At 58.3% G+C, this 20,895-nt stretch carries 16 protein-coding genes and 1 pseudogene; 5 read left to right on the top strand and 12 right to left on the bottom strand.

All coding sequences use genetic code 11. The annotated features are described in order from the left end of the window. Positions 1 to 83: 83 nt before the first annotated feature. The 5 genes and pseudogenes from ACA064_RS16090 to ACA064_RS16070 form a co-directional block, all read right to left on the bottom strand. A complete protein-coding gene (locus ACA064_RS16090) occupies positions 84 to 2,399 on the bottom strand; it encodes a GumC family protein (RefSeq protein ID WP_497668994.1) in 2,316 nt (771 codons plus the stop codon). A 2-nt stretch (positions 2,400 to 2,401) separates the two neighbouring features. Continuing rightward, positions 2,402 to 2,935, bottom strand: coding sequence for a polysaccharide biosynthesis/export family protein (locus ACA064_RS16085; RefSeq protein ID WP_497668993.1), 534 nt, complete (start codon positions 2,933 to 2,935; stop codon positions 2,402 to 2,404). Positions 2,936 to 2,947: 12 nt separating this feature from the next. Then, positions 2,948 to 4,108, bottom strand: coding sequence for an outer membrane beta-barrel protein (locus tag ACA064_RS16080; protein WP_497668992.1), 1,161 nt, complete (start codon positions 4,106 to 4,108; stop codon positions 2,948 to 2,950). A 285-nt stretch (positions 4,109 to 4,393) separates the two neighbouring features. Beyond that, positions 4,394 to 4,912 carry a transcription/translation regulatory transformer protein RfaH gene (gene rfaH, locus ACA064_RS16075; protein WP_497668991.1) on the bottom strand — a complete coding sequence of 173 codons (519 nt, stop codon included), beginning with the start codon at positions 4,910 to 4,912 and terminating at the stop codon, positions 4,394 to 4,396. Between the two features lie 646 nt (positions 4,913 to 5,558). Beyond that, positions 5,559 to 5,675 (bottom strand): annotated as a pseudogene (locus ACA064_RS16070) (LysR family transcriptional regulator); the annotation flags it as partial. 177 nt (positions 5,676 to 5,852) lie between these two features. Between ACA064_RS16070 and ACA064_RS16065 the strand changes: the two are divergent. Next, positions 5,853 to 7,391 (top strand): sensor domain-containing diguanylate cyclase, encoded by a 1,539-nt coding sequence (locus ACA064_RS16065; protein ID WP_497668990.1) that lies wholly within the window; start codon positions 5,853 to 5,855, stop codon positions 7,389 to 7,391. 215 nt (positions 7,392 to 7,606) lie between these two features. Here the strand turns inward: ACA064_RS16065 and ilvD are convergent, their stop codons facing one another. The 7 genes from ilvD to ACA064_RS16030 all read right to left on the bottom strand — a co-directional run bounded on the left by ilvD (position 7,607) and on the right by ACA064_RS16030 (position 15,387). Then, complete coding sequence (gene ilvD / locus ACA064_RS16060; RefSeq protein ID WP_497668989.1) at positions 7,607 to 9,289, bottom strand: dihydroxy-acid dehydratase; 1,683 nt, start codon at positions 9,287 to 9,289, stop codon at positions 7,607 to 7,609. Between the two features lie 63 nt (positions 9,290 to 9,352). After that, positions 9,353 to 10,030 carry a type 1 glutamine amidotransferase domain-containing protein gene (locus ACA064_RS16055; RefSeq protein WP_497668988.1) on the bottom strand — a complete coding sequence of 226 codons (678 nt, stop codon included), beginning with the start codon at positions 10,028 to 10,030 and terminating at the stop codon, positions 9,353 to 9,355. A 131-nt stretch (positions 10,031 to 10,161) separates the two neighbouring features. Beyond that, positions 10,162 to 11,241: an AbrB family transcriptional regulator gene (locus ACA064_RS16050; protein ID WP_497668987.1), complete on the bottom strand. Its 1,080-nt coding sequence runs from the start codon at positions 11,239 to 11,241 to the stop codon at positions 10,162 to 10,164. Continuing rightward, positions 11,241 to 12,206 (bottom strand): LysR family transcriptional regulator, encoded by a 966-nt coding sequence (locus ACA064_RS16045; RefSeq protein ID WP_497668986.1) that lies wholly within the window; start codon positions 12,204 to 12,206, stop codon positions 11,241 to 11,243. The genes ACA064_RS16050 and ACA064_RS16045 overlap by 1 nt, the downstream gene beginning before the upstream one ends. A gap of 77 nt (positions 12,207 to 12,283) precedes the next feature. Continuing rightward, entirely contained in the window at positions 12,284 to 13,807 is a 1,524-nt protein-coding gene (locus tag ACA064_RS16040; protein ID WP_497668985.1) for a tripartite tricarboxylate transporter permease, read from the bottom strand. Beyond that, a complete protein-coding gene (locus ACA064_RS16035; protein WP_497668984.1) occupies positions 13,804 to 14,331 on the bottom strand; it encodes a tripartite tricarboxylate transporter TctB family protein in 528 nt (175 codons plus the stop codon). The genes ACA064_RS16040 and ACA064_RS16035 overlap by 4 nt, the downstream gene beginning before the upstream one ends. Before the next feature lie 45 nt (positions 14,332 to 14,376). Then, positions 14,377 to 15,387, bottom strand: a complete 1,011-nt coding sequence (locus ACA064_RS16030; protein WP_497668983.1) for a Bug family tripartite tricarboxylate transporter substrate binding protein — start codon at positions 15,385 to 15,387, stop codon at positions 14,377 to 14,379. A 240-nt stretch (positions 15,388 to 15,627) separates the two neighbouring features. Here ACA064_RS16030 and ACA064_RS16025 point away from each other — a divergent pair, with 240 nt between their 5' ends. The 4 genes from ACA064_RS16025 (at position 15,628) to ACA064_RS16010 (ending at position 20,775) form a co-directional block, all read left to right on the top strand. Continuing rightward, the gene (locus tag ACA064_RS16025) at positions 15,628 to 16,638 is read left to right on the top strand and encodes a 4-hydroxythreonine-4-phosphate dehydrogenase PdxA (RefSeq protein WP_497668982.1); all 1,011 of its coding nucleotides are present in this window, start codon (positions 15,628 to 15,630) and stop codon (positions 16,636 to 16,638) included. A 287-nt stretch (positions 16,639 to 16,925) separates the two neighbouring features. Further along, complete coding sequence (locus tag ACA064_RS16020; protein ID WP_497668981.1) at positions 16,926 to 18,101, top strand: L-rhamnonate dehydratase; 1,176 nt, start codon at positions 16,926 to 16,928, stop codon at positions 18,099 to 18,101. Between the two features lie 58 nt (positions 18,102 to 18,159). Beyond that, the gene (gene araD1 / locus ACA064_RS16015; protein ID WP_497668980.1) at positions 18,160 to 19,155 is read left to right on the top strand and encodes an AraD1 family protein; all 996 of its coding nucleotides are present in this window, start codon (positions 18,160 to 18,162) and stop codon (positions 19,153 to 19,155) included. A gap of 36 nt (positions 19,156 to 19,191) precedes the next feature. After that, entirely contained in the window at positions 19,192 to 20,775 is a 1,584-nt protein-coding gene (locus ACA064_RS16010) for an aldehyde dehydrogenase (NADP(+)) (protein WP_497668979.1), read from the top strand. The last annotated feature ends 120 nt before the right edge of the window (positions 20,776 to 20,895 follow it).

The following is a 20,895-nucleotide window of genomic DNA, read 5'->3' as shown; positions in this document are numbered from 1 at the left end:
ACGCTGGTGTGCAGCTCGGCTGAGGTGAAGCAGGTTTTGCTGATTGCTGGAACGGGGGCTATAGCAGGCTCGGGTTCCAGGTTTTACCTGGACAGGTAGTCGTAGTTATAGAATGTGTCGGAATGGCGGTAGCCGTACTTGCGTGCCTTGCGCAGGTCAACCTGGTTGAGCACCACACCCAACACCGGCGTGTGGCTCTGCTGCAGTATTGCGAGGCACTTCTGCACCTCGCTGATAGGGGTGCTTTCGGCCTTGACCACGTAGATTACCGCGTTCGAATGTTTAGCCAGCAATAGTGCGTCACTGACTACCTGGGCGGGAGGGGAGTCGATAATAATGTGCTGGTACCGCGATTTGAGCGCCTCAAGTATGAGGGCCACGCGCGGCGAGCTGAGCAGATCCAGCGGGGGAGGAGCCTGGCGCGGCGAACCGAGCAGATCCAGCGATGGGGCCAAGCGCCGCAAATTGAGCGGATCCTGCGAGGGGAGCGAAAGCTTCCCGGCTGGCAGCATGTCGAGATTACCAACGGTACGGATACAGTCTTCGAGCCGGGCAGTGCCCGCAATGACATTGGCCAACCCCAGGCAGTCTTCCGGAAAATCGAAGTTCAGCGAAAGAGTCGGTTTGCGCAGGTCGGCGTCGATCAACAGAACACGTTCCAGTGGGGTGAGCGAGCATGCCAGATTGTTGGCAATGGTGCTTTTGCCCTCACCTGCGACCGTCGAAGTGACCAGCACCACCTGTGCCGGCTTTTCGCCGCCGTGCAACATCAGGCAAGTACGCAGGTTGCGAATGGTCTCGCAAAAGCGTTGATGGGCGTTGTCGTCGAACAACCGCGCCAGTTGACGGCGAGTTTTCTTCGTTACCAGCGGCACCACGCTGAGCAGTGGTACGTTGAGCGAGCTTTCGATCATTTCGTCGGTCTTGAAGGTGTTGCTCAGGGTTTCGAACAGAAATGCCAGCGCTATGCCGATCACCGCAGCCACCAGTGCGACAATCGCGACAATCAGTGTTTTACGGGGTTTGCTTGCTTCTAAAGGAACAATCGCAGGGTCGACGATGCGCGCCTTGGTTGAGTCAATGTCTGACGTGGCCGCGGTTTCCTTTAAACGGGTGATGAAGGTCTCATACAGCGCGCGGCTGCTATCGACCTCACGCTGGAATTCACGCAACTGGAACTCCTTGCGCGAAATGTCCTGTAGCTGCGCCTTGTTGCTGTTGAATGATTTACGAAGTGCGCCTTCACTGGCCAGGGTTAGCTGGTATTCACGTTCGATGCCGGCAACCACCTGTTGTACCTGCAGTCGCAGGCTGTCGGCGGCAGTACGCAGCTCGGAGCGAGCGGAGAGCAGGGTCGGATGTTTTGGACCGTAGCGGCTCGACAACTCCTCGACCTTGGCTTGTGCCTTGGCCTGTTCAGCCTGGAATTGTTGTACCAGAGGGTTACTCAAGACGGCGGGGACGCTGGAGAGTCTGCTCAGGTCGCCGTTGCTCAGGGCTTGCACCTGACGGAATTGGCTCTCGGCTTCTGCCCGGTTACGGCGGGCATCGATCATGCGGTTGCCGGTCATTTCCAGTTCGTTGGCGCTGATGGTGGCAACACCGTCGACGTCGATCAAGCCTTGCTTTTCCCGGTATGCCTGAAGCTGTTTCTCGGCACTGCGCAGGTTATTGCGCAACTCGATCAGGCGAGTGTTCATCCAGCTGGTGGTGGTCTGCGAGGACTTCAGACTGCTGTCGAACTGGCTATCAATGAAGCCTTGGGCAAGTGCATTGGCGGCAGCGGCAGCCAGGCCGGGGTCGGGCAGCTCCACTTCGATTTCGATTAGCTGGCTCTTGCCGACGAATTTGACTCTGGTATGCCGCATTAGGTTTTGCGTGACTGCATTAAAGACTTCTTCTTCAGCGGGTGCCGCCTGGACTGGCATCAAAGAGCCAAGTCCTGGCAGCCATTGGTCAAGGTCAAGGTCTGCTAACCACTTTCGCGGTGTGAACCATGACTCCGGTTGCTGGCGTGGGTCGGTAACCGGGTGGGTGGTAAGGTTCAGCTTTTTTACCGCTCGTTCGGCCAGGTCCCGCGATTGCAGGAGTGCCAGTTGCGTCTGTAAGTAATCGACGGTGCTGGAGCCTGAATCCGTTACTTGCTGGAACGCCAACAACGGTGGCGTTTTTTCTTTGATCAACAGGGTGGTGCTGCCGATGTACTGTGGGGTGATGATGGACATCGCGGCCACCGCAAGCGCACAGCCAAGCAGTATCAAGCATCCGATGTTCCATTTGGCGCGCCAGATCACCCTCCACAGTTTGAGAAAATCAATGGTGTCCTGTTCTTCGCCAGGCTGCAGATGCAGATGCGACTGAAGTGGACGATTAACGTATGTGCTTGGGCTGTTGTCCATGATCAGAAAAAGCCTTGTGCAATGGATATGGTGTCACCGGGGGCAATAGCGGTGTTGCGCGTGACCTTGTCGGTCAGTGTGGGGCTGCCATCGCCGCGCACGATGGTCACACGCTTGATCGAGGCACGCTCGGTCAGGCCGCCGCCCAAGGCGATGGCTTTTTCCAGCGTCAGCCCCGGCTCGAACGGATAGCTGCCGGGTTTCTGCACTTCTCCATTGATGTAGAACGAGCGGTAGGCGATCAGGCTCAGGCTAACCTTGGGGTCGACCAGGTAACCTTGCTTGAGCCCGTTGACGATGATCTTTTCGACCTGATGGGGGGTTAACCCTTTGGCGGCAATCTCACCTAAAAATGGGTAGGAAAACGTTCCGACATCGTTGAGACGGATCTCCTCGAGGCTCAGGTCCGGCTCACCGAATACGGTAATGCGCAACACATCGCCAGCTGCCAGTTTGTACTGGGCACTGAAGTCTGTTGAATACGTAGTGGGCAACGGCCACAGCAAGAACAACAGGCAAAGAATGCGTGAGTTCATGTGGAAACCCCCTTAAAGACTTACGTTGAAGCTGATCAAGAAGACGTTGCGGGTGAAACTTTGATTGTCGGCATCGGAGTCGTCGTCGCGGTAGCGATAGCCCAGCTCGATATCCAGCCAGCGGCGCATCGCGTATACCAGGGCAAGGTTGAAGTCACGAAGGTTGTCAGTACGGTCCTGACCCTCGTAGTCATAGCGGCCCAGCCCGGCTTCGGCGACCGTGGTGATCCGCTCGGTCCAGCCTTGGCGCCAACCGAGCAGGGCATAGGTGGTCTTGACGGCGTCAGAACCATCGTCGCCCTCGGCCATGGCTTGGCGGGCAACAAAAGAAAAGGTCGAATAGGTTCGTGGTTTCCATCGCACATCCACCTGCCAGGTAGGATTGTTGAGGTCATTGACACTACTGTCATCGAAGTTCTTTCGCTCATAACCAACGCGGACCTTACCGGTAGTGCGGGCGCTGAAGTCCCATTCGGCACCGGCGAGCACTGCGTCGGATTTGCTATTGAGGCGGCTGTCGGATTGGAGATAGTCGAAGATGTTGTGGTCGTACTCCAGCAGACCACGGGTATTGCTGCCTATGCGGTGGTACCAGGTGGTGGTCAGGCCGGTGGTATTGCGCTCTTTGTCGTCGTTGATACCGTCGGAATTGTCGTAACGCAGTTGAGCGTAACTTGCGCCTAAATCGATCTGATTGGCAGTGCTCTTGGCGCCGTAGGTGTAGAGGCCATTAACGCGGTTACTGCGAATCTTGTCATTGATCCCATCGACAGCGGTCGAATTCGTACGCTCGTATTTACGTGCTTCCCCCTCAAGCTTCAGGCGATGACGATCGGTGAATGCCATGATGCTCTCCAGCCGCACGCGTTGTGCTGTGTTCGAGGCATCTGGCTCGTCATGATAAATGTACCGGGTAGGCTGCCAGATAAGTCGGGTGGCACTATTGCGGTCTTCAGCCTTGAGCTCGAAGGAGGGCGCCAACTTGGTCACCAGGGATGACTGGACATCTCGCTCCAGCTCCCGGAAGTTATCGTCATGACTTTCCAAGAGCTGTAGTGTGGGTGTGAAGTCGAATCCATAGACATCGATAGGCTGCGGATCGAGGCTCCAGGCTATTCCAGGGTTTAAAGAGGCCATAATCAGTGCGAAACGGCCGTGCAACTTCATGGCCATGCCATTGCTCCAGGGGATGACTTCAATCAATGCACCGCAAAAACGCTTGGCGATACGCTCAGTGCAATACTGGGTTGGTATAAAGAAGGAGCGTCAATGCGCGGAGGAAGCCACTAAGCAGGCAATAGTTCCCTCAACAGCAGCGCGCAAGATCAGTGCAGTTTGTTTGATTGATGAGTAATCGTTGACTTAAAAAACAACTAAATGGCGTAAATACTAATCGGCAGTTAAAGTGCGCTCTTCCAATGACAGGTCGGTGCGGAATATTAATCGCGAAACTTATAATTAAGGCTGCTGTCGTTCAAGATCACTCAATGGTATGCGAACATGCTGTTCTCGATTTAGAAACTGAAGCAAAATCATTACTCGCTCGGCACCCACCATTGATAAGAAAACACCTTCGAGTGGCGACAGTGGGCCTCGGATTATCTGCAGTGTTTCGCCGGGCTTGAATTCTTGGGTTGCATGCAGTTCCAGTGGTTCAAGGCACCGCGCGCGCAGATGCTCGATGACATGGTCGGCTACCCTTGCCGGGCCGTGATTGAAATCGACAATTCGGCTGACGCCGCGGGTAGAACGCAAAGGCGCCCAATTGTCGTCATGGCTCAACAGTATGAAAAGATACCCAGGGAAGAGGGACTCCAGCGTCTTATGTGGTTTTCCGCGAACCAGGTGTTCACTAATGAGCTGCGGGCGAAATATGACATAGTTCTGGCGCAACAGATTGATTTGCGCCCGTTCATCCTGGCGCGGCTTACACTGCAAAAGGTACCAGTTAGAGCCGTTGGTGCTAATTGTCAGCATGCTGGCAAGCTCCCTACGTAGCGAAAGTTTAAGCATGCTGGCCTGCTCGCGCCCTAAGGATGCCATAATGCTTCTAGCACGCTCTATCGAGACGGTGAGGAACAGAGGTGTCAAAACTGCTAAAGTGTGTATCAACAATGAAGCACATGATGCGCGGTAATGGCCGAAGATAGAGTTGAGTCAAAAATCCGATGCGCACAGTTGGTAGCTGCTGGATGGTTGACCCGCTTTGGTTTGCGCTGAACTCAACGAGGTTTATTCATCGGGAGTAAGGTGCCCAAGCAAATTACTTAACGCTATATGCAATGTCGCCTTCGGTATGAGACGGAAGGACTTTCCTTTTCGTGGCCAAAAGCTACCGCACGGTCCGAATCTTCGACCCTTCAATACGAGTACTTCAATCGTTACCTGAAGCCCGGAAACGGCGAATGCCGATTAACTTTGCTCTGTAGTTATCGACCACCCTAAGCGGCCTGTCAAACTCCAGGAGTCAGAAAACAGTCCTTTCATCCAATAGTACATTTCTGGCTCGCCAACCAATTGTTTTACAAGTTATTTTTCTTTCGTCGGAGCGTTTGAACCTTTTGTCCCGTTTAATGTCTTCACGTCCGCGGGATCTGGTCGGTCTCCTACAGGTATCGATCCCCCAGGCGTACAAGCCACCATCGGTGGGCAGCCGCAGGTTATTGCATGGGTGCTCCGTCAGATCGCGAGGTGTCTTGGGCAGCGAAGGGTTGGCAAAATAGGCCGGGGAATCCACCACCTTGGCGCAGATCGCATTGGCATGGCTGCTGGCGCTGTGGGTGGCGCTATGTCGAGTTTTGACGCGTGCCGTTCAAACAGGAAGATAACGGGATCAATAGTTTTCATTCCAGTCATTGGTGCTGCTCGAAGGCGTTTATACTGCGCGACCTTTGACGAATGTTTATTCGGTACCCCCTTGAAGCGCGATCTTCGACTTGCCACTTTGCTGACTTTCCTGGTGTGTGTATCCGTGGTGCTACTGACTGCCTGGCAGATTTGGACAGCCCGACAGAACACCTTGAATGACATCGAAACCGACACATTGAATCTGACCAATGCGCTCAACACTTATACCGAGGGCACCTTCAAGCAAAGTGAAGTAGTACTGCTGGGCCTGACAGAAAGGATCGAGAAAGACGGGACCGGCCCGCAGCAGCTCGAACGCCTGAGATTGCTGGTCGCTCAGGAGATGAATACGCTTTCGCAATTGAACAGCGTGGTGCTGTATGACGCCCAGGGAAACTGGACATTCTCGACCAACAACCCTGCTTCACACGACAGCAATAACGCTGATCGTGCGTTTTTCAAGCATCACCGCGACAGTCCGGACCGCGGCATATTCATAGGTCCGGCGATTCTCAGTCGTGCCACCGGCGCCTGGGCGATTTCAGCCAGTCGGCGTATCGATCATCCGGATGGAAGTTTTGCCGGGGTGGTCGCCGCGACCATCAGCCTGGAACACTTCCTCAAGCTCTATCGAACCATTCACGTGGGGCAGTTCGGTGCGATCAGCCTGACCTCAGCCGAAGGGCGTTTACTGGTGAGGTATCCATTCCAGGAGCAGGACATCGGTCGTGATCTGTCTCCCGCGCCAATATTTTCCGAGTACCTGCGCAACACTTCCTCAGGCATCGTTGGGTTTGATTCAAAAGTCGATGGCATCCAGCGCATCTACGGGTTCAAGAGAAGCGATCAGTATCCCTTCGTAACGACTGTAGCGGTAGGCCAGAGCGAGGCCATGCAAGCGTGGTGGAGCCAGACAAAGCAATCTGTGGCAGTGGTGGCGGTGCTGTTGGGACTCTTGGTCGCGCTGGGGCGCAGATTGATTTCCCATATCAGTCGGCGTATTCGGGCCGAGAAAGAACTGCGTACCACCCAGACCGCACTGATCGAGCTTAACCAGCGGCTGGAGATCCTCGCCAGCGAGGACACGCTCACCGGTCTCGCCAATCGCCGACATTTCGATCAGTTTCTGGATATCGAATTCAAACGCGCCAAGCGACTTGCAAGCCCGCTGTCACTTATCTTGATCGATGTGGATTTTTTCAAGCGATACAACGATCACTACGGGCATCTCGCCGGAGACGAATGCCTGCGGGTAATCTGTCAGTCGATCAAACACTGTGTGCGTCGTCCAGCTGACATGACGGCCCGTTATGGCGGCGAAGAAATCGCCGTGGTGATGCCCAATACCGATGAGTCAGGAGCCCGCACGGTTGCCGAGGCGATTCTGCGCGGTATCGCTGCCGAGCAATTCGCGCACCTGTCGAGTCCTTTTGGTATCGTCACCGTCAGCCTGGGGCTGGCGACTTATGTCTCCTACGAGAGTGACCATGATGAAAAGGCGCTGATCGATCGTGCAGACCGCGCTCTTTACTCGGCAAAGTCCCAGGGCCGAAATCGCCTGAGCGTCGCTGCTGCGGGAGTGCAGGGTGAGAGTTCTCCCGTGGTGTGATGTGACGGATTGATGTAACGCTATGCAGGAGCAGCCGGCCTGTTTTTTTGGCGCACACGACGCCCTTGTAGGAGCTGCCGCAGGCTGCGATCTTTTGATCTTGCTTGCGGGCGATCTGCAGAACCGCCAAAAGATCGCAGGCTTCGCCAGCTCCTACGCCGACCGTGTACATCCATGAGTTGCCGGATGAACACACCCCCTGTAGGAGCTGATGCCTAGAGATATTTATCGGTGACGGCGCCTTCCGAGGCACTGGACACGGTCTTCGCGTACTTGGCCAGCACCCCACGCTTGTATTTGGACTCCGGGCGCACCCAGCGGGTCTTGCGCTCGGCCAGTTCGGCGTCGGAGACCTCGACCGTGATCTGGCGGGTTTCGGCGTCGATAGTGATTTTGTCGCCGTTTTCAATCAGCGCGATGGGGCCGCCCTCAAAGGCTTCGGGCGTGATATGGCCCACCACAAAACCGTGAGAGCCGCCGGAGAAGCGGCCGTCGGTGATGAGTGCAACCTCCTTGCCCAGCCCCTTGCCCATGACGGCAGAAGTCGGCGAGAGCATTTCGCGCATGCCGGGGCCGCCCTTGGGGCCTTCGTAGCGAATCACGATGACGTCGCCGGCTTTGACTTCGCCGTTGAGGATGCCCGCCAGCGCGCCTTCTTCGCCATGGTAGACGCGGGCCGTGCCTTCAAAGCGCAGGCCTTCCTTGCCGGTGATCTTGGCCACCGCGCCGGTGGGCGAGAGGTTGCCGCGCAGCACCACCAGGTGGGAGTCCTTCTTGATGGGCTGGTCGAAGGGCAGGATTATGTCCTGGCCGGCGGGGTAGTCGGACACGCTTTCCAGGTTTTCCGCCAGGGTCTTGCCGGTGACCGTCAGCACATCGCCATGCAGCATGCCGGCGGCCAGCATGCGCTTCATCAAGGGCTGGATGCCGCCGATGGCAACCAGCTCGCTCATCATGTACTTGCCGCTGGGACGCAGGTCGGCCACCACCGGGGAATCCTTGCCCAGCTCAACGAAATCATCCAGCGTGAGCTCGACATCGACGGCATGGGCCATGGCCAGCAGATGCAGCACCGCATTGGTGGAGCCGGCGAGGGCGATCACCACCCGAATGGCGTTTTCAAAGGCCTTGCGGGTCATGATGTCGCGGGGTTTGATGTCTCGCTTGAGCAGTTCCATGACCTGCTGACCGGCACGGAAGCTGTCCGAGGCCTTGTCGCTGCTGATCGCATCCTGGGAGCTGGAACCTGGCAGGCTCATGCCCAGGGCCTCAATGGCGGAGGCCATGGTATTGGCCGTGTACATGCCGCCGCAGGAGCCGGGGCCGGGAATCGCCACTTCTTCGATCTGCTTGACCTGGATCTCGCTGATATCACCCCGCGCGTGCTGGCCCACGGCCTCGAACACGGAAATGATGTCGGTGTGCCCGGCGCCCGGCTGAATGGTGCCGCCATACACGAAGATGGAGGGGCGATTCAGCCGGGCCATCCCGATCAGGCATCCCGGCATGTTCTTGTCACAGCCGCCCACGGCCACCAGGCCGTCGAAGCCTTCGCAACCGGCAACCACCTCGATGGAGTCGGCGATCACTTCCCGCGACACCAGCGAATACTTCATGCCTTCGGTGCCGTTGGCGATGCCGTCGGAAATAGTGATGGTGTTGAAAATGACGCCCTTGGCGCCGGCGGCATTCGCACCTTTTTCGGCTTCGATCGCCAGCTTGTCGATATGCATGTTGCACGGTGTGACCATCGCCCAGGTGGAGGCGATGCCGATCTGCGGCTTTGTGAAGTCCTCATCGGTGAAGCCCACCGCGCGCAACATGGCGCGGCCCGGCGTGCGCTCCACGCCGTCGACCACTTGGGAGGAGTATTTACGCAGGTTGTCTTTGTCGCTCATGACGTTGCCTCATATCCAGGATTGCTGGTTGGGCGTAGCGAGCCGGCCCTTGGCAGGCACAGGTCAGCTGCCCAAACGTTGCAACGTAGCGGTTGCCGTCGCCTCTGATGAGGCGGGATTCTGGCCGGTAATCAGGTTGCCATCGGTTACCACATAGGACTGCCAGTCGTCCGACTTCGAATACTGGCCGCCGTTGCTCTTCAGCATATCCTCCACCCGGAACGGCACCACCTCGGTCAGCCCTACGGCGGCTTCCTCCGAATTGGTGAAACCGGTCACTGCCTTGCCCTTGACCAGGGGCTGGCCCTGCACCCGGGTATGGCGGAACGCCGCGGGGGCATGGCAAACCGCGGCCACTGGCTTACCGGCGGCATACAGGGTTTCGATCAGGGCGATGGAGTCGCGATCCTCGGCCAGGTCCCACAGGGGGCCATGACCGCCGGGATAGAACACGGCGTCATAATCGGCGGCCCGGATGTCCGCGAGCTTCAGGGTATTGGCCAGCGCTTCTTGCGCGGCCGGGTCGCCGCGAAAACGCAAGGTGGCTTCGGTCTGCGCGTCCGGCGCGTCACTCTTCGGGTCGAGCGGTGGTTGCCCACCCTTGGGCGAAGCGAGGGTGAGCGTGGCGCCGGCGTCCTTGAACACGTAATAAGGCGCAGCGAACTCTTCCAGCCAGAACCCGGTTTTTTCGCCGGTGTTGCCGAGCTGGTCGTGGGAAGTCAGTACCATCAGGATTTTCATGATGACCTCGCTGATTTGATCAGGGGCGGCCAGCGCTGTCGGATCGCGAGAGCCGCAAGGAACATCCGACTCTTAACTATGGTCGCTGCTACCAGTATTACAAACCCGACGAGACAAAGGGTTCTCTCGGTTTATCTGGACCAGCGAATAATCAGTCTCGCAAAAAAAGCTCCGGTAACAATAACGGCGAACAATCTCAAGGTCTGCATGGCCAACACCAGCCCGATATCCGAGTGGGTGTCGACCGCGATGATCGCCATGGCATCCAGTCCGCCCGGGCTGGTGGCCAGGTAGACGGAGAGGAAGTCTTTGTCGAGCAGTTCCGCCAACAGCCACGCCGACAACGCGCAGAGGGCGATGAGCAACATCGCCCCGGCGATCATCGCCGGCAGGCGTCCCCAGACGTAGCCCAGGGTCGGGCGATCGAAACGCAGGCCGATGTAGCAGCCGATGGCACCAAAGGCCAGCGCCAGTAGCCAGTCCGGCAGGGTAATGTGCAGCAGGCCAGACAGTTGCAGTGCGCCACCGATAAGCAGTGGCACCAGCAATGTGCCAGCGGGAGCCCGGGAACCCAGCAGCACACCGGCCAGAATGGTTGCCAGGGTGAGTCCCAGATTGAGCAGGGTGAAGGCTTGCAATGCTACCTCTGGCACCTTGACCTGACTGCCACTTACCGGGACAGCCAGCACGTGGCTGACCAAGGCGCCGATCAGGACCACGCACACCACTCGTACGTACTGCATGGTGGCGACAACCCGGGAGTCGGCGCCGAAGTCATCTGACATCGAGACCATGGCCGACGCCGCGCCCGGTGCCGTGCCCCAGGCGGCAGTGCTGGCCGGGATCCCGCCAAGCCGCACCAGCACCAGGCCAACGAGCGCACTCAGACATACGGTCAAACCGGTAGCAAACAGCATCACAGGCCAGGACTGCGCTATCGAGGTCAGCACCGCCATGGTCATCGAGTGCGCCGCCAGTACGCCGACGCAACCCTGGCCCAGCTTGAATGCGTGGTGGGGCACCCGAATGCTCGCCCCGGAAACACCAAACAGGATCGCGATCATCATTGGCCCGAGAAACTCCGCGGCGGGCACTGCGAAATACTTGAGCAACTGGCCGCTGCTCCCAGCAACCACCAGCAGTGCCAGCCATTGCGAGGTAACGGACCATGAGTGAAGGAGTAGGCGGGACGGCTCCGTGGGTTGGTTCATCAGCTCGATTTCTGCGGTGTTTGATTGCTGGCAATTTCATGTTCAGCTTCTACCGCGTTCATGAAGGCCTGCATGGCCGAAGATTTGATCCGGTGCCGCCGCGTGATCAACCCATAGGGTGGCAAACGCGGCTCGAAAACCACCGGCAATACCGCCAGCAAATGTCGCCCCGGGTAGTCTTCGACGACCGAGCGCGGTGTCACTCCGATCATGTCGGTCTGCTGCAGCAAGGACAGCAGGGTCATGATCGAGGTGGTTTCGACGACGCTGTTGGGGATGTCTACCCGGGCATTATGGAAAGCCTGGTTGACGATGGCACGCATGGGGCTGGGGTGCTGCTGCAGCACCCAGGTCATGTCTTGCAACTCTTCCCAACTCAGGGATTTGGCCTTGGCAAAGGGGTTCTGCGCCCCGGCAATCACGCAGAGATCTTCTTCGCCGAGACTGTCGAACAACAAGTCGTCGGCTCGAGTCCCTGTCGGAATCCGGCCCAGCACCACATCCAGTTGGTCTTGCAGCAACGCCTGAACCAGTACGTCACTGGTGTCCACCTGAATGCTCATGGACAGTCGCGGGTGACTTTTTTTCAGGGTCGCGATGGTCCGCGTCAACAGCCCGGAAGCAAGGGCGGGTATGGCACCGACGGTGACACGCCCGAGGTTGCCCGACTCCAGCGCCGCCAACTCCTCACGCATCCCCGACAGCTCGGAGAAAACCATGCGCGCGTAATAAATCACGGTCTCGCCGAAGGGTGTCGCCCGCATGCCGCGCGGCAGCCGCTGGAACAACTCGACTCCGAGCAGGCTTTCCGCCTCGTGCAACATCTTGGTCGCGGCCGGTTGGGTCATGCCGATCTCTTCGGCTGCCCGGCGCAGTGAGCCGAACTCCTTGAGCATCAGCATCAGGCGAAGTTGGCGTAGGCGCAATCGACTGTGAATCAGGCTGGCATCGGGAATTCGCGACATGGGCAGGGCTCGACAGACGAAATGAGGCAAGCCTGACGTGAAACGCCCAGGCTTGCCAAGAACTACCGCAGATAAATTCAAGGTGCCGCGCGTTGCACGCGACGACCTTTGAGACCGCACAGCGTTTTGATAGCCCGACCGATCAATGGCCAGAACAGCATCAGCAGTGCTGCGGTGGTCAGGCTGCCCACCAGCGGATTGGACCAGAAGATACCCATTTCACCGTTGGAGAACAGCATCGATTGGCGGAACGCATCTTCGGCCTTGTCACCCAGTACCGCAGCCAACACCAGCGGTGCAATAGGGTAGCCGAGCTTTTTGAACAAGTAGCCCAGGGCCCCGAATACCAACATCATGCCCACATCAAACATTGAATTGTGAACGGTGTAGGCACCGATGGCGCAGACCATGACGATGATCGGGGCAATGATCGAGAACGGTATCCGCAGTATTGAAGCGAACAACGGTACGGTGGCCAACACCACGATCAGGCTGACGACGTTGCCCAGGTACATACTGGCGATCAAGCCCCAGACAAAATCGTGTTGCTCGGTGAACAATGTCGGCCCTGGATGCAGGCCCCAGATCATCAACCCACCGAGCATGACTGCGGCAGTGGCCGAGCCGGGGATACCCAGAGTCAACATCGGCAGCAGGGCGCTGGTGCCTGCTGCGTGGTCGGCGGTTTCCGGAGCGATGACCCCTTCGAGCTCACCATTGCCGAAGTTATCGCGATTTTTCGAGAAGCGGCGTGCCAGGCTGTAGCTCATGAACGACGCGGCGGTCGGGCCGCCAGGGGTGATGCCCATCCAGCAACCCACCAGGGTGCTGCGCAGCCAGGTCAGCCAGTAGCGCGGCATTTTTTTCCAGGTACGGAGAATCACCATTGGGGTAATTTTCGCGTGCTCGCCACGGAACACCAGGCCTTCCTCGACCGTATAGAGAATTTCGCCGATCCCGAACAGGCCAATCACCGCGACTTCGAAACTCATGCCCGAGAGCAGCCAGGGCTGATCGAAGGTCAAACGCAAATCACCGGAAATGGTGTCCATGCCGACGGCCGCCATGGCAAAGCCGATCATCATCGAGACCATGGTCTTTAGCGGGGGATTTTTGCTCATGCCGATGAAGGTGCAGAACGCCAGCAGGTACACCGCAAAGAATTCCGGTGAGCTGAACTGCATGGCGAACGCCGCGATGCGGGTCGAGAGGAAGGTCAGCAGCAATACACCGACCAACGCGCCGAGCAGGGCCGAGGTGAACGCCGCCGTGAGTGCCTCGCCGGCGTTTCCCTGGCGGGCCATGGGATAGCCGTCGAAGGTGGTCGCGACCGATGAGGGCTCCCCGGGTATGTTGAACAGGATCGAGGTGATCGATCCACCGAACAACGCCCCCCAATACATGCACGACAGCAGGATGATTGCCGAGACCGGCGACATGGTAAACGTCAGGGGCAACAGCAACGCCACGCCATTGGGGGCGCCAAGGCCGGGTAATACCCCGACCAGGATCCCCAGCAGCACACCGATCACCATCAGGCCGATATGCCCGGGGGTCAGGATCAGGTTCATGCCCTGCATCAGCGAATCGAATTCAGTCATTTCAACATCCTCCCGGCAGCGATCGCGAGATCGCCGAGCGGTCCGGCATTCAGTGGTACTTTGAACCACAGGGCGAAGATCAGGTAACTGGCCAGGGCAGCCCCACCGGCGACGGCGAAGATGGTCAGCCAGCTGTAGGGTTTCTCGCGCGACCTGTCTCGCCACATGAACCAGGCGATGAAGGCGATCGAGGCCAGATACTGGCCAATGAACGGCATACTGGCAACGAACAGCACGATCGGTACGAAGACACTCCAGACCTTGCCGGCGGCGTCGCGAGTGACGAATACCTGCAACAACCTGTGCCAGTGGATGAGCGTCATCAGCGCGGTGGTCAGGCTGGCGCAGGTCATCATCAGACCGATGTAAAAGGGGAAATAGCCGGCCTCGGGGCCGCTGTCACTCCAGCCGATCCCGCTGGTGTAGCTGCCATACATGACAACTGCGCCCAGCGCGGCAGTGAACAGCGCAAGGCCAAGCTCGACCCAACGGGTGGTGACCAGCGCGGATGTGGATGTGGACATCGCTCATACCTCTTGAGGCGGGCGCCGGTCAGGGCGCCCGGAGAATCACTTGCGTATCCAGCCCGCGTTGGTGAACACCGGAGTGACGCGCGCTATATCCTTTTCGAGATAGGTCACAAGGTCCTTGCCCTCGAGGAACGTCGGCACCAGCGCATTGCGGGTCACGTACTCCTTGAACTCCGGAGTCTGGGTGACCTTGCGCAGCAGCTCGACATAAAACGCCCGCTGCTCGTCGGTAACGCCGCCGGGCATGAACACGGTGCGCGGGAAGCGATACTGATCCACGCCGAGGCCCTGTTCGTGGCACGTCGGGATATCGGCCCAGGATTTGTCAGCGGCGACTTTTTCCGTGTAAGTCATGCGTTCATGACTGAATACGCACAATGGCTGAACCTGATCGCCACGCCATTGGCTGATGCTTTCGCTGGGATTATTGACGTTGGAGGTGATGTGTTTGCCAGCCAGTTGAATCGAAGCTTCGCTGCCGCTTTTGAAGGGAATGTAGGTCAGCTTGGTGCCGGTGGTCTGGTTGAGCAACAAGGTCAACGTCTGGTCGACGTCTTTGGACTGACTGCCACCCATGCGCATATTCGCGGGGTCGTTCTTGATGGTTTCGTAGTAGGTTTTAGCGTCCTTCCACGGTGCGTCCTTATAGGTCCAGAGCACGAAGTCATCTTCTGCCAGGGCGGCGACCGGGGTCAGATCAGTCCATTGGTAGCCAAGCTTGGCCACCAGCGGCAGCAGGTAGACATTGTTGGTGCCGACCACGAGACGATTGGCATCGCCCTGGGTCAGCTTCAAATCCAGAAAAGCCTCGGCGCCGTTGCCTCCACCCTTGTTCATGACCACCGTGCTGGTGTCCAACAGGTGATGCTGACTGATGATCGACTGGATCAGCCGACCCAATTGATCGGTGCCACCGCCAGGCCCACCCGCAACGATAATTTCGACGTTGCTATCAGGTTGCCATGCTGCCAGGGCTGGGAGGGTAGTTGCGCAGAACAGTGAACACCCGGCGAGCAGGTGAATGAAATGACGACCGAGAAGGGTGGGCATGATGGACCTCTTTTTATGTTTGTTATGGCGTAGTTGAGTGTGCGAAGAGGAGCAATGCACGTCTAGTCAAAAGATTACATACATCAATAACCTGGGGTTATAGCAGTTCTGCTATTCGGTGCTCGTAGTTGAGCGATAACCACGGGTGATAGTCATATGAAGAGATTTGATTAGACGGTTATCGCAAAGCGCTGTTTAGTTGCGGTCAGCGAACGCGCACCCCGAAATGAGGACATCAGTATGAGTACAGCCATTCCCCGTATCGCCATGGTTCTGGGCGACCCTGCCGGTATTGGCCCCGAGTTGATCGCGAGGCTGCTGGCCGAGCCAGAGGTCCGCGCCAAGGCTCGTTTTGTGCTGATCGCTGATGAGCAAGAAATGTTGAACGGCATGAAAATCGCCGGTTGCGATTTTCCGTACCAGACCATCGACAGCCTTGATCAGTTGGACTTCACGGCCGATATTCCGCTGTTTTTCAATTTTCGCGGGCAGACCCAAGGCGAATTCCCACGCAGCGAAGCCAGTGTTATCGGTGGCCGCTACAGCCTTGATACCCTGGAAAAAGCCTTGCGTCTGACGGCTGACAAACGCACTGACGCGATCATCTTCGGCCCACTGAACAAGACTTCCCTGCACATGGCCGGCATGGCCCATAGCGATGAGCTTCACTGGTTCGCCGAGTACCTGGACTTCAACGGACCGTTCTGCGAATTCAACGTACTGGACAATTTTTGGACCTCGCGGGCCACGTCCCATGTTGCGTTGGCCGAAGTCCCGAAGATGATTACCCATCAGCGGGTCCTGCAAGCCATCGAACTGATCGATAACGAACTCAAGCGCAGCGGTCTGCAAAAGCCGCGCATTGGCGTCTGTGGACTCAATCCGCATAACGGCGACAACGGCAGCTTTGGCCGCGAAGAACTCGACATCATCGGCCCGGCGATCGAGCAGGCGCGGGCGGCGGGTATCGGGGCGGATGGGCCGTATCCGGCAGACACCATTTTCCTCAAGGTTCAAGGCGAGGAGAAAGCCTTTGATGCGGTGGTGACCATGTACCACGACCAAGGCCAGATCGCGATCAAACTGATGGGCTTCTCCCGCGGCGTGACGGTGCAGGGCGGCTTGCCGATTCCTATCCTCACGCCGGCTCACGGAACGGCATTCGACATCGCGGGACAGGGCAAGGCCAATGTCGGTGCGATCCGTCAGGCATTCGAGCTGGCTTGCCGTATGGGTGTCACCTCCCGGTAACTTCCCCCCTGCAAAAACTCCCTCCATTCCCGTGCCGGTTACGGGAATGTTCGGGAGCTTTTTGTATTCGGCAGCCCTTAGTAGATGTGTAGATACCTATGCCATAGCAGGGAGGCGTTGCTGCAACTGTCTGTTTTATCTATTACCCAGGGTTATCAATGAATACCAACAAGTGATTAGTTGGATATCACCTGTCTCGCTACAGTCGCTCCATCGAGTTGAACTCGACGCAGCCGTTGAACCCGGCGCGTGGCCCATTGATCAACGTTTCGAAAGGAGCTCTGCCCATGAAAATAAAATCTATCCGCACCCGTGTCTTCGAATGGAAAGGCAAAGTCGTGCCGCCCCAAGCGCACTTTTGCACCAACGCCAGCGACATCCTCTTCGAACGTGGCGATGCCATGGGCTCGTTCCGCTTCCACGGCTGGCTGGTGGTCGAAGTCGAAACCGACACGGGCATCGTCGGCATCGGTAACTGCGCCCTGGCACCGCGCGTCGCCAAGGAAATCATCGACACCTACCTGGCGCCGATCGCCATGGGTGAAGACCCGTTCGACAACGAATACATCTGGCAGAAAATGTACCGCCAGACTCATGCCTGGGGCCGTAAAGGGATTGGCATGGCCGCTATTTCGGCGATCGATATCGCCATCTGGGACATCATGGGCAAGGCCGTGAACAAGCCGGTGTTCAAGTTGCTCGGTGGTCGCACCAAGGAAAAAATCTGGACCTACGCTTCAAAACTCTATGCCAACGACAACCTCGATCTGTTTCTGGAAGAGGCTCAGGGCTATCTGAATCAGGGCTTCACGGCGCTTAAAATGCGCTTCGGCTACGGCCCGAAAGACGGCCCTGCGGGCATGCGCAAAAACATCGAACAAGTGCGGGCGCTGCGTGAGTTGGCCGGCCCCGATGTCGACATCATGCTCGAATGCTACATGGGCTGGACCCTGGAATACGCCCGTCGCATGCTGCCAAAACTGGCCGAGTTCGAACCGCGCTGGCTGGAAGAGCCGGTGATCGCCGATGACATCGAAGGTTATATCGAGCTGAAGAAGATGGGCATCATGCCGATCTCCGGCGGCGAGCACGAATTTACCTCCTACGGCTTCAAGGACTTGCTCGAGCGCCGCGCTATCGACGTGATCCAGTACGACACCAACCGTGTCGGCGGCATCACCGCGGCGCGCAAGATCAACGCCATGGCCGAGGCCTGGTCGGTACCGGTGATCCCTCACGCCGGTCAGATGCACAACTACCACCTGACCATGGCCAGCACCGCCTCGCCCATGGCCGAGTTCTTCCCGGTGTTCGACGTCGAAGTCGGCAACGAGCTGTTCTACTACGTGTTCAAGGGCGAGCCACAGCCGGTCAATGGCTATATCCAGCTCGACGATAACAAGCCAGGCCTTGGCCTGGAGCTCAGCGATGAATACCTGAAAGACTTCAACATCATCGAGTGACCGTCCTGCGCGCCGTCAATGCAGGCGGCGCCTTGTCTGAGCATCAGGAGCAGATTCCATGAGGTTGATACAGTTTGAAAACACCGCTGGCCAGCGTCAGGTCGGAGTCGTCGACGGCGAGCAGGTGCAAGTGCTTCGCGCCACCAGCAGTACCCGCGAACTGGCGTTGGCCGCGATTCGCGCCAGGCACAGTCTGGTCGATGAAGTGACTCGGCGTGGCACCGACGTTGGACCGGCCTACGCCGACTTGCTCGGCTCTGGTCGCGTGCTGCCGCCGCTGGACCATGAAGATCCGGCCCACTGCCTGGTCAGTGGCACTGGCCTGACTCACTTGGGCAGCGCCTCGACCCGCGACAAGATGCACCAGCAGGCCGATCAGGGCGAAGCCGCACTGACCGATACCATGCGCATTTTCAAATGGGGTGTGGAGGGCGGCAAGCCAGCGTCGGGCCAGGTGGGCGCGCAGCCGGAGTGGTTCTACAAAGGCGACGGCAGCATAGTTGTGCGCCCTGGCGCCGCTTTCCCGGTTCCGCCATTTGCCGAAGACGCCGGTGAAGAACCGGAATTGACCGGGCTCTATGTCATCGGAGACGACGGTCAGCCTTATCGCCTGGGCTTTGCCTTGGGCAACGAGTTCTCCGACCACGTGACCGAGCGCAAGAACTACCTGTACCTGGCTCATTCCAAGCTGCGTTTTTGTGCTTACGGTCCGGAACTGCGCATCGGCGAGCTGCCACGACACCTCTCGGGCATGAGTCGTATCCGCCGCAACGGCGAAGTGGTCTGGGAAAAAGAATTCCTGAGCGGCGAAGACAACATGTGTCACAGCCTGGAAAACCTTGAATACCATCACTTCAAATACGCGCAGTTCCTCCGTCCGGGCGACGTGCATATTCATTACTTCGGCACTGCGACCTTGTCCTTTGCCGATGGCATCAAAACCCAGCCTGGCGATCACTTTGAAATCAGCATCGATGAATTTGGCGCTCCACTGATCAACCCGATCGGCGAAAGCGCTGCACCCTTGCCACCAGGTTGTGTGCGAGCGCTGTGAGGCGCTCATTGCTGAATATTTTCCAAGGAGACTGATATGCCGACTCTCACCGGGCAGAATTTTATAGCCGGCCAACGCAGCGGCACAGGCGATGTGCTGCTGCAAAGCCGTGACGCCAGCACGGGCGAGGTACTGCCCATCCAGTTCAGTCAGGCGACTCAGGCTGAGGTCAATGCAGCGGCATTGGCTGCGGCCCAGGCTTACCCTGCTTATCGCCAGCTCCCGTCGGCATGTCGCGCCGAATTTCTGGACGCGATTGCCGCTGAGCTGGACGCCCTGGGTGAGGACTTTATCGCCACAGTCTGCCGCGAGACGGCATTGCCTGCCGCGCGCATCCTGGGTGAGCGCGGACGCACCAGTGGTCAGCTGCGGCTGTTTGCCCAGGTACTGCGTCGGGGTGATTTCTACGCTGCGCGGATTGACTCGGCGTTGCCCGAGCGCAAGCCCTTGCCGCGCCCGGACCTGCGTCAATACCGGATAGGCCTGGGCCCGGTTGCGGTATTCGGTGCGAGTAACTTTCCATTGGCATTCTCCACTGCTGGTGGCGACACCGCCGCCGCGCTGGCAGCGGGTTGCCCGGTAGTGTTCAAGGCCCATAGCGGGCATATGGCAACTTCTGAATGGGTCGCCCAGGCGATCATTCGTGCCGCGGAACAAACCGACATGCCGGCCGGTGTATTCAACATGATCTACGGTGCCGGGGTAGGCGAGTGGCTGGTCAAACACCCATCGATCCAGGCCGTCGGGTTCACCGGCTCACTCAAGGGCGGTCGGGCTTTGTGCGATATGGCCGCCGCGCGGCCGCAGCCGATTCCGGTATTTGCCGAGATGTCGAGCATCAACCCGGTGCTGCTGTTGCCGCACGCGCTTGAACAGCGTGGCGAGCAGATTGCCAGCGAACTGGCTGCGTCGGTGGTCATGGGCTGTGGTCAGTTCTGTACCAATCCTGGTTTGATTCTGGGCGTGCGTTCGCCTGCCTTTACTGACTTCCAGCAACAGTTTGCGTGGCGCATGGAGGAGCAGGGCGCCCAGACCATGCTCAATGCGGGCACGCTGGCCAGCTATACCCGGAACGTGGCTCGGCTGCTGGCCCACCCAGGCATTGAACCGCTGGCAGGAAACCCTCAAACGGGTTCTCAGGCCCAGCCGCAACTGTTCAAGGCGCACGTCAGCCTGTTACTTGAAGGCGATGAAGTGCTTCAGGAGGAAGTTTTCGGCCCGGCGACGGTGCTGATTGAAGTGGCCGACGAGGCGCAGTTGCTTGAGGCTGTGCAAGGCTTGCACGGGCAGCTGACGGCAACTTTGATTGCCGAACCTCAGGACCTGCAAGGTCGGGAAAGCCTGATTGCATTGCTGGAACTCAAGGCCGGACGCTTGTTGCTCAACGGTTACCCGACGGGTGTCGAAGTCTGCGAAGCCATGGTGCATGGCGGCCCCTACCCGGCGACCTCGGATGCTCGCGGCACGTCCGTCGGTACCTTGGCGATCGATCGCTTCCTGCGCCCGGTGTGCTTCCAGAACTACCCGGACGCGCTGCTGCCGGACGCCTTGAAAAATGCCAACCCGTTGGGCATCCAGCGCCTGGTCAATGGCGAGCAATCGGCTGAAGCCTTGAGCTGACAGGCTCATGGTGGACGATCAGCCCTGGGTTCGCCTGGGGCTTTTCATTGAACAATCGAGGACTGGCATCCTTTGTCGTTCATGAATAGCCATAGTATCCGATTGACTGCATTCGGCCAG

Source organism: Pseudomonas sp. LBUM1658 (genome assembly GCF_059716055.1).
Note: the sequence above shows the minus strand (reverse complement) of the source record. Positions and strands in the feature narration are given on the sequence as shown.

Coding starts and splice junctions, on each gene's coding strand:
- ACA064_RS16090 (WP_497668994.1), bottom strand. CDS start 2,399: ATGGACAACAGCCCAAGCACATACGTTAATCGTCCACTTCAGTCGCAT.
- ACA064_RS16085 (WP_497668993.1), bottom strand. CDS start 2,935: ATGAACTCACGCATTCTTTGCCTGTTGTTCTTGCTGTGGCCGTTGCCC.
- ACA064_RS16080 (WP_497668992.1), bottom strand. CDS start 4,108: ATGGCCATGAAGTTGCACGGCCGTTTCGCACTGATTATGGCCTCTTTA.
- rfaH (WP_497668991.1), bottom strand. CDS start 4,912: ATGCTGACAATTAGCACCAACGGCTCTAACTGGTACCTTTTGCAGTGT.
- ilvD (WP_497668989.1), bottom strand. CDS start 9,289: ATGAGCGACAAAGACAACCTGCGTAAATACTCCTCCCAAGTGGTCGAC.
- ACA064_RS16055 (WP_497668988.1), bottom strand. CDS start 10,030: ATGAAAATCCTGATGGTACTGACTTCCCACGACCAGCTCGGCAACACC.
- ACA064_RS16050 (WP_497668987.1), bottom strand. CDS start 11,241: ATGAACCAACCCACGGAGCCGTCCCGCCTACTCCTTCACTCATGGTCC.
- ACA064_RS16045 (WP_497668986.1), bottom strand. CDS start 12,206: ATGTCGCGAATTCCCGATGCCAGCCTGATTCACAGTCGATTGCGCCTA.
- ACA064_RS16040 (WP_497668985.1), bottom strand. CDS start 13,807: ATGACTGAATTCGATTCGCTGATGCAGGGCATGAACCTGATCCTGACC.
- ACA064_RS16035 (WP_497668984.1), bottom strand. CDS start 14,331: ATGTCCACATCCACATCCGCGCTGGTCACCACCCGTTGGGTCGAGCTT.
- ACA064_RS16030 (WP_497668983.1), bottom strand. CDS start 15,387: ATGCCCACCCTTCTCGGTCGTCATTTCATTCACCTGCTCGCCGGGTGT.
- ACA064_RS16025 (WP_497668982.1), top strand. CDS start 15,628: ATGAGTACAGCCATTCCCCGTATCGCCATGGTTCTGGGCGACCCTGCC.
- ACA064_RS16020 (WP_497668981.1), top strand. CDS start 16,926: ATGAAAATAAAATCTATCCGCACCCGTGTCTTCGAATGGAAAGGCAAA.
- araD1 (WP_497668980.1), top strand. CDS start 18,160: ATGAGGTTGATACAGTTTGAAAACACCGCTGGCCAGCGTCAGGTCGGA.
- ACA064_RS16010 (WP_497668979.1), top strand. CDS start 19,192: ATGCCGACTCTCACCGGGCAGAATTTTATAGCCGGCCAACGCAGCGGC.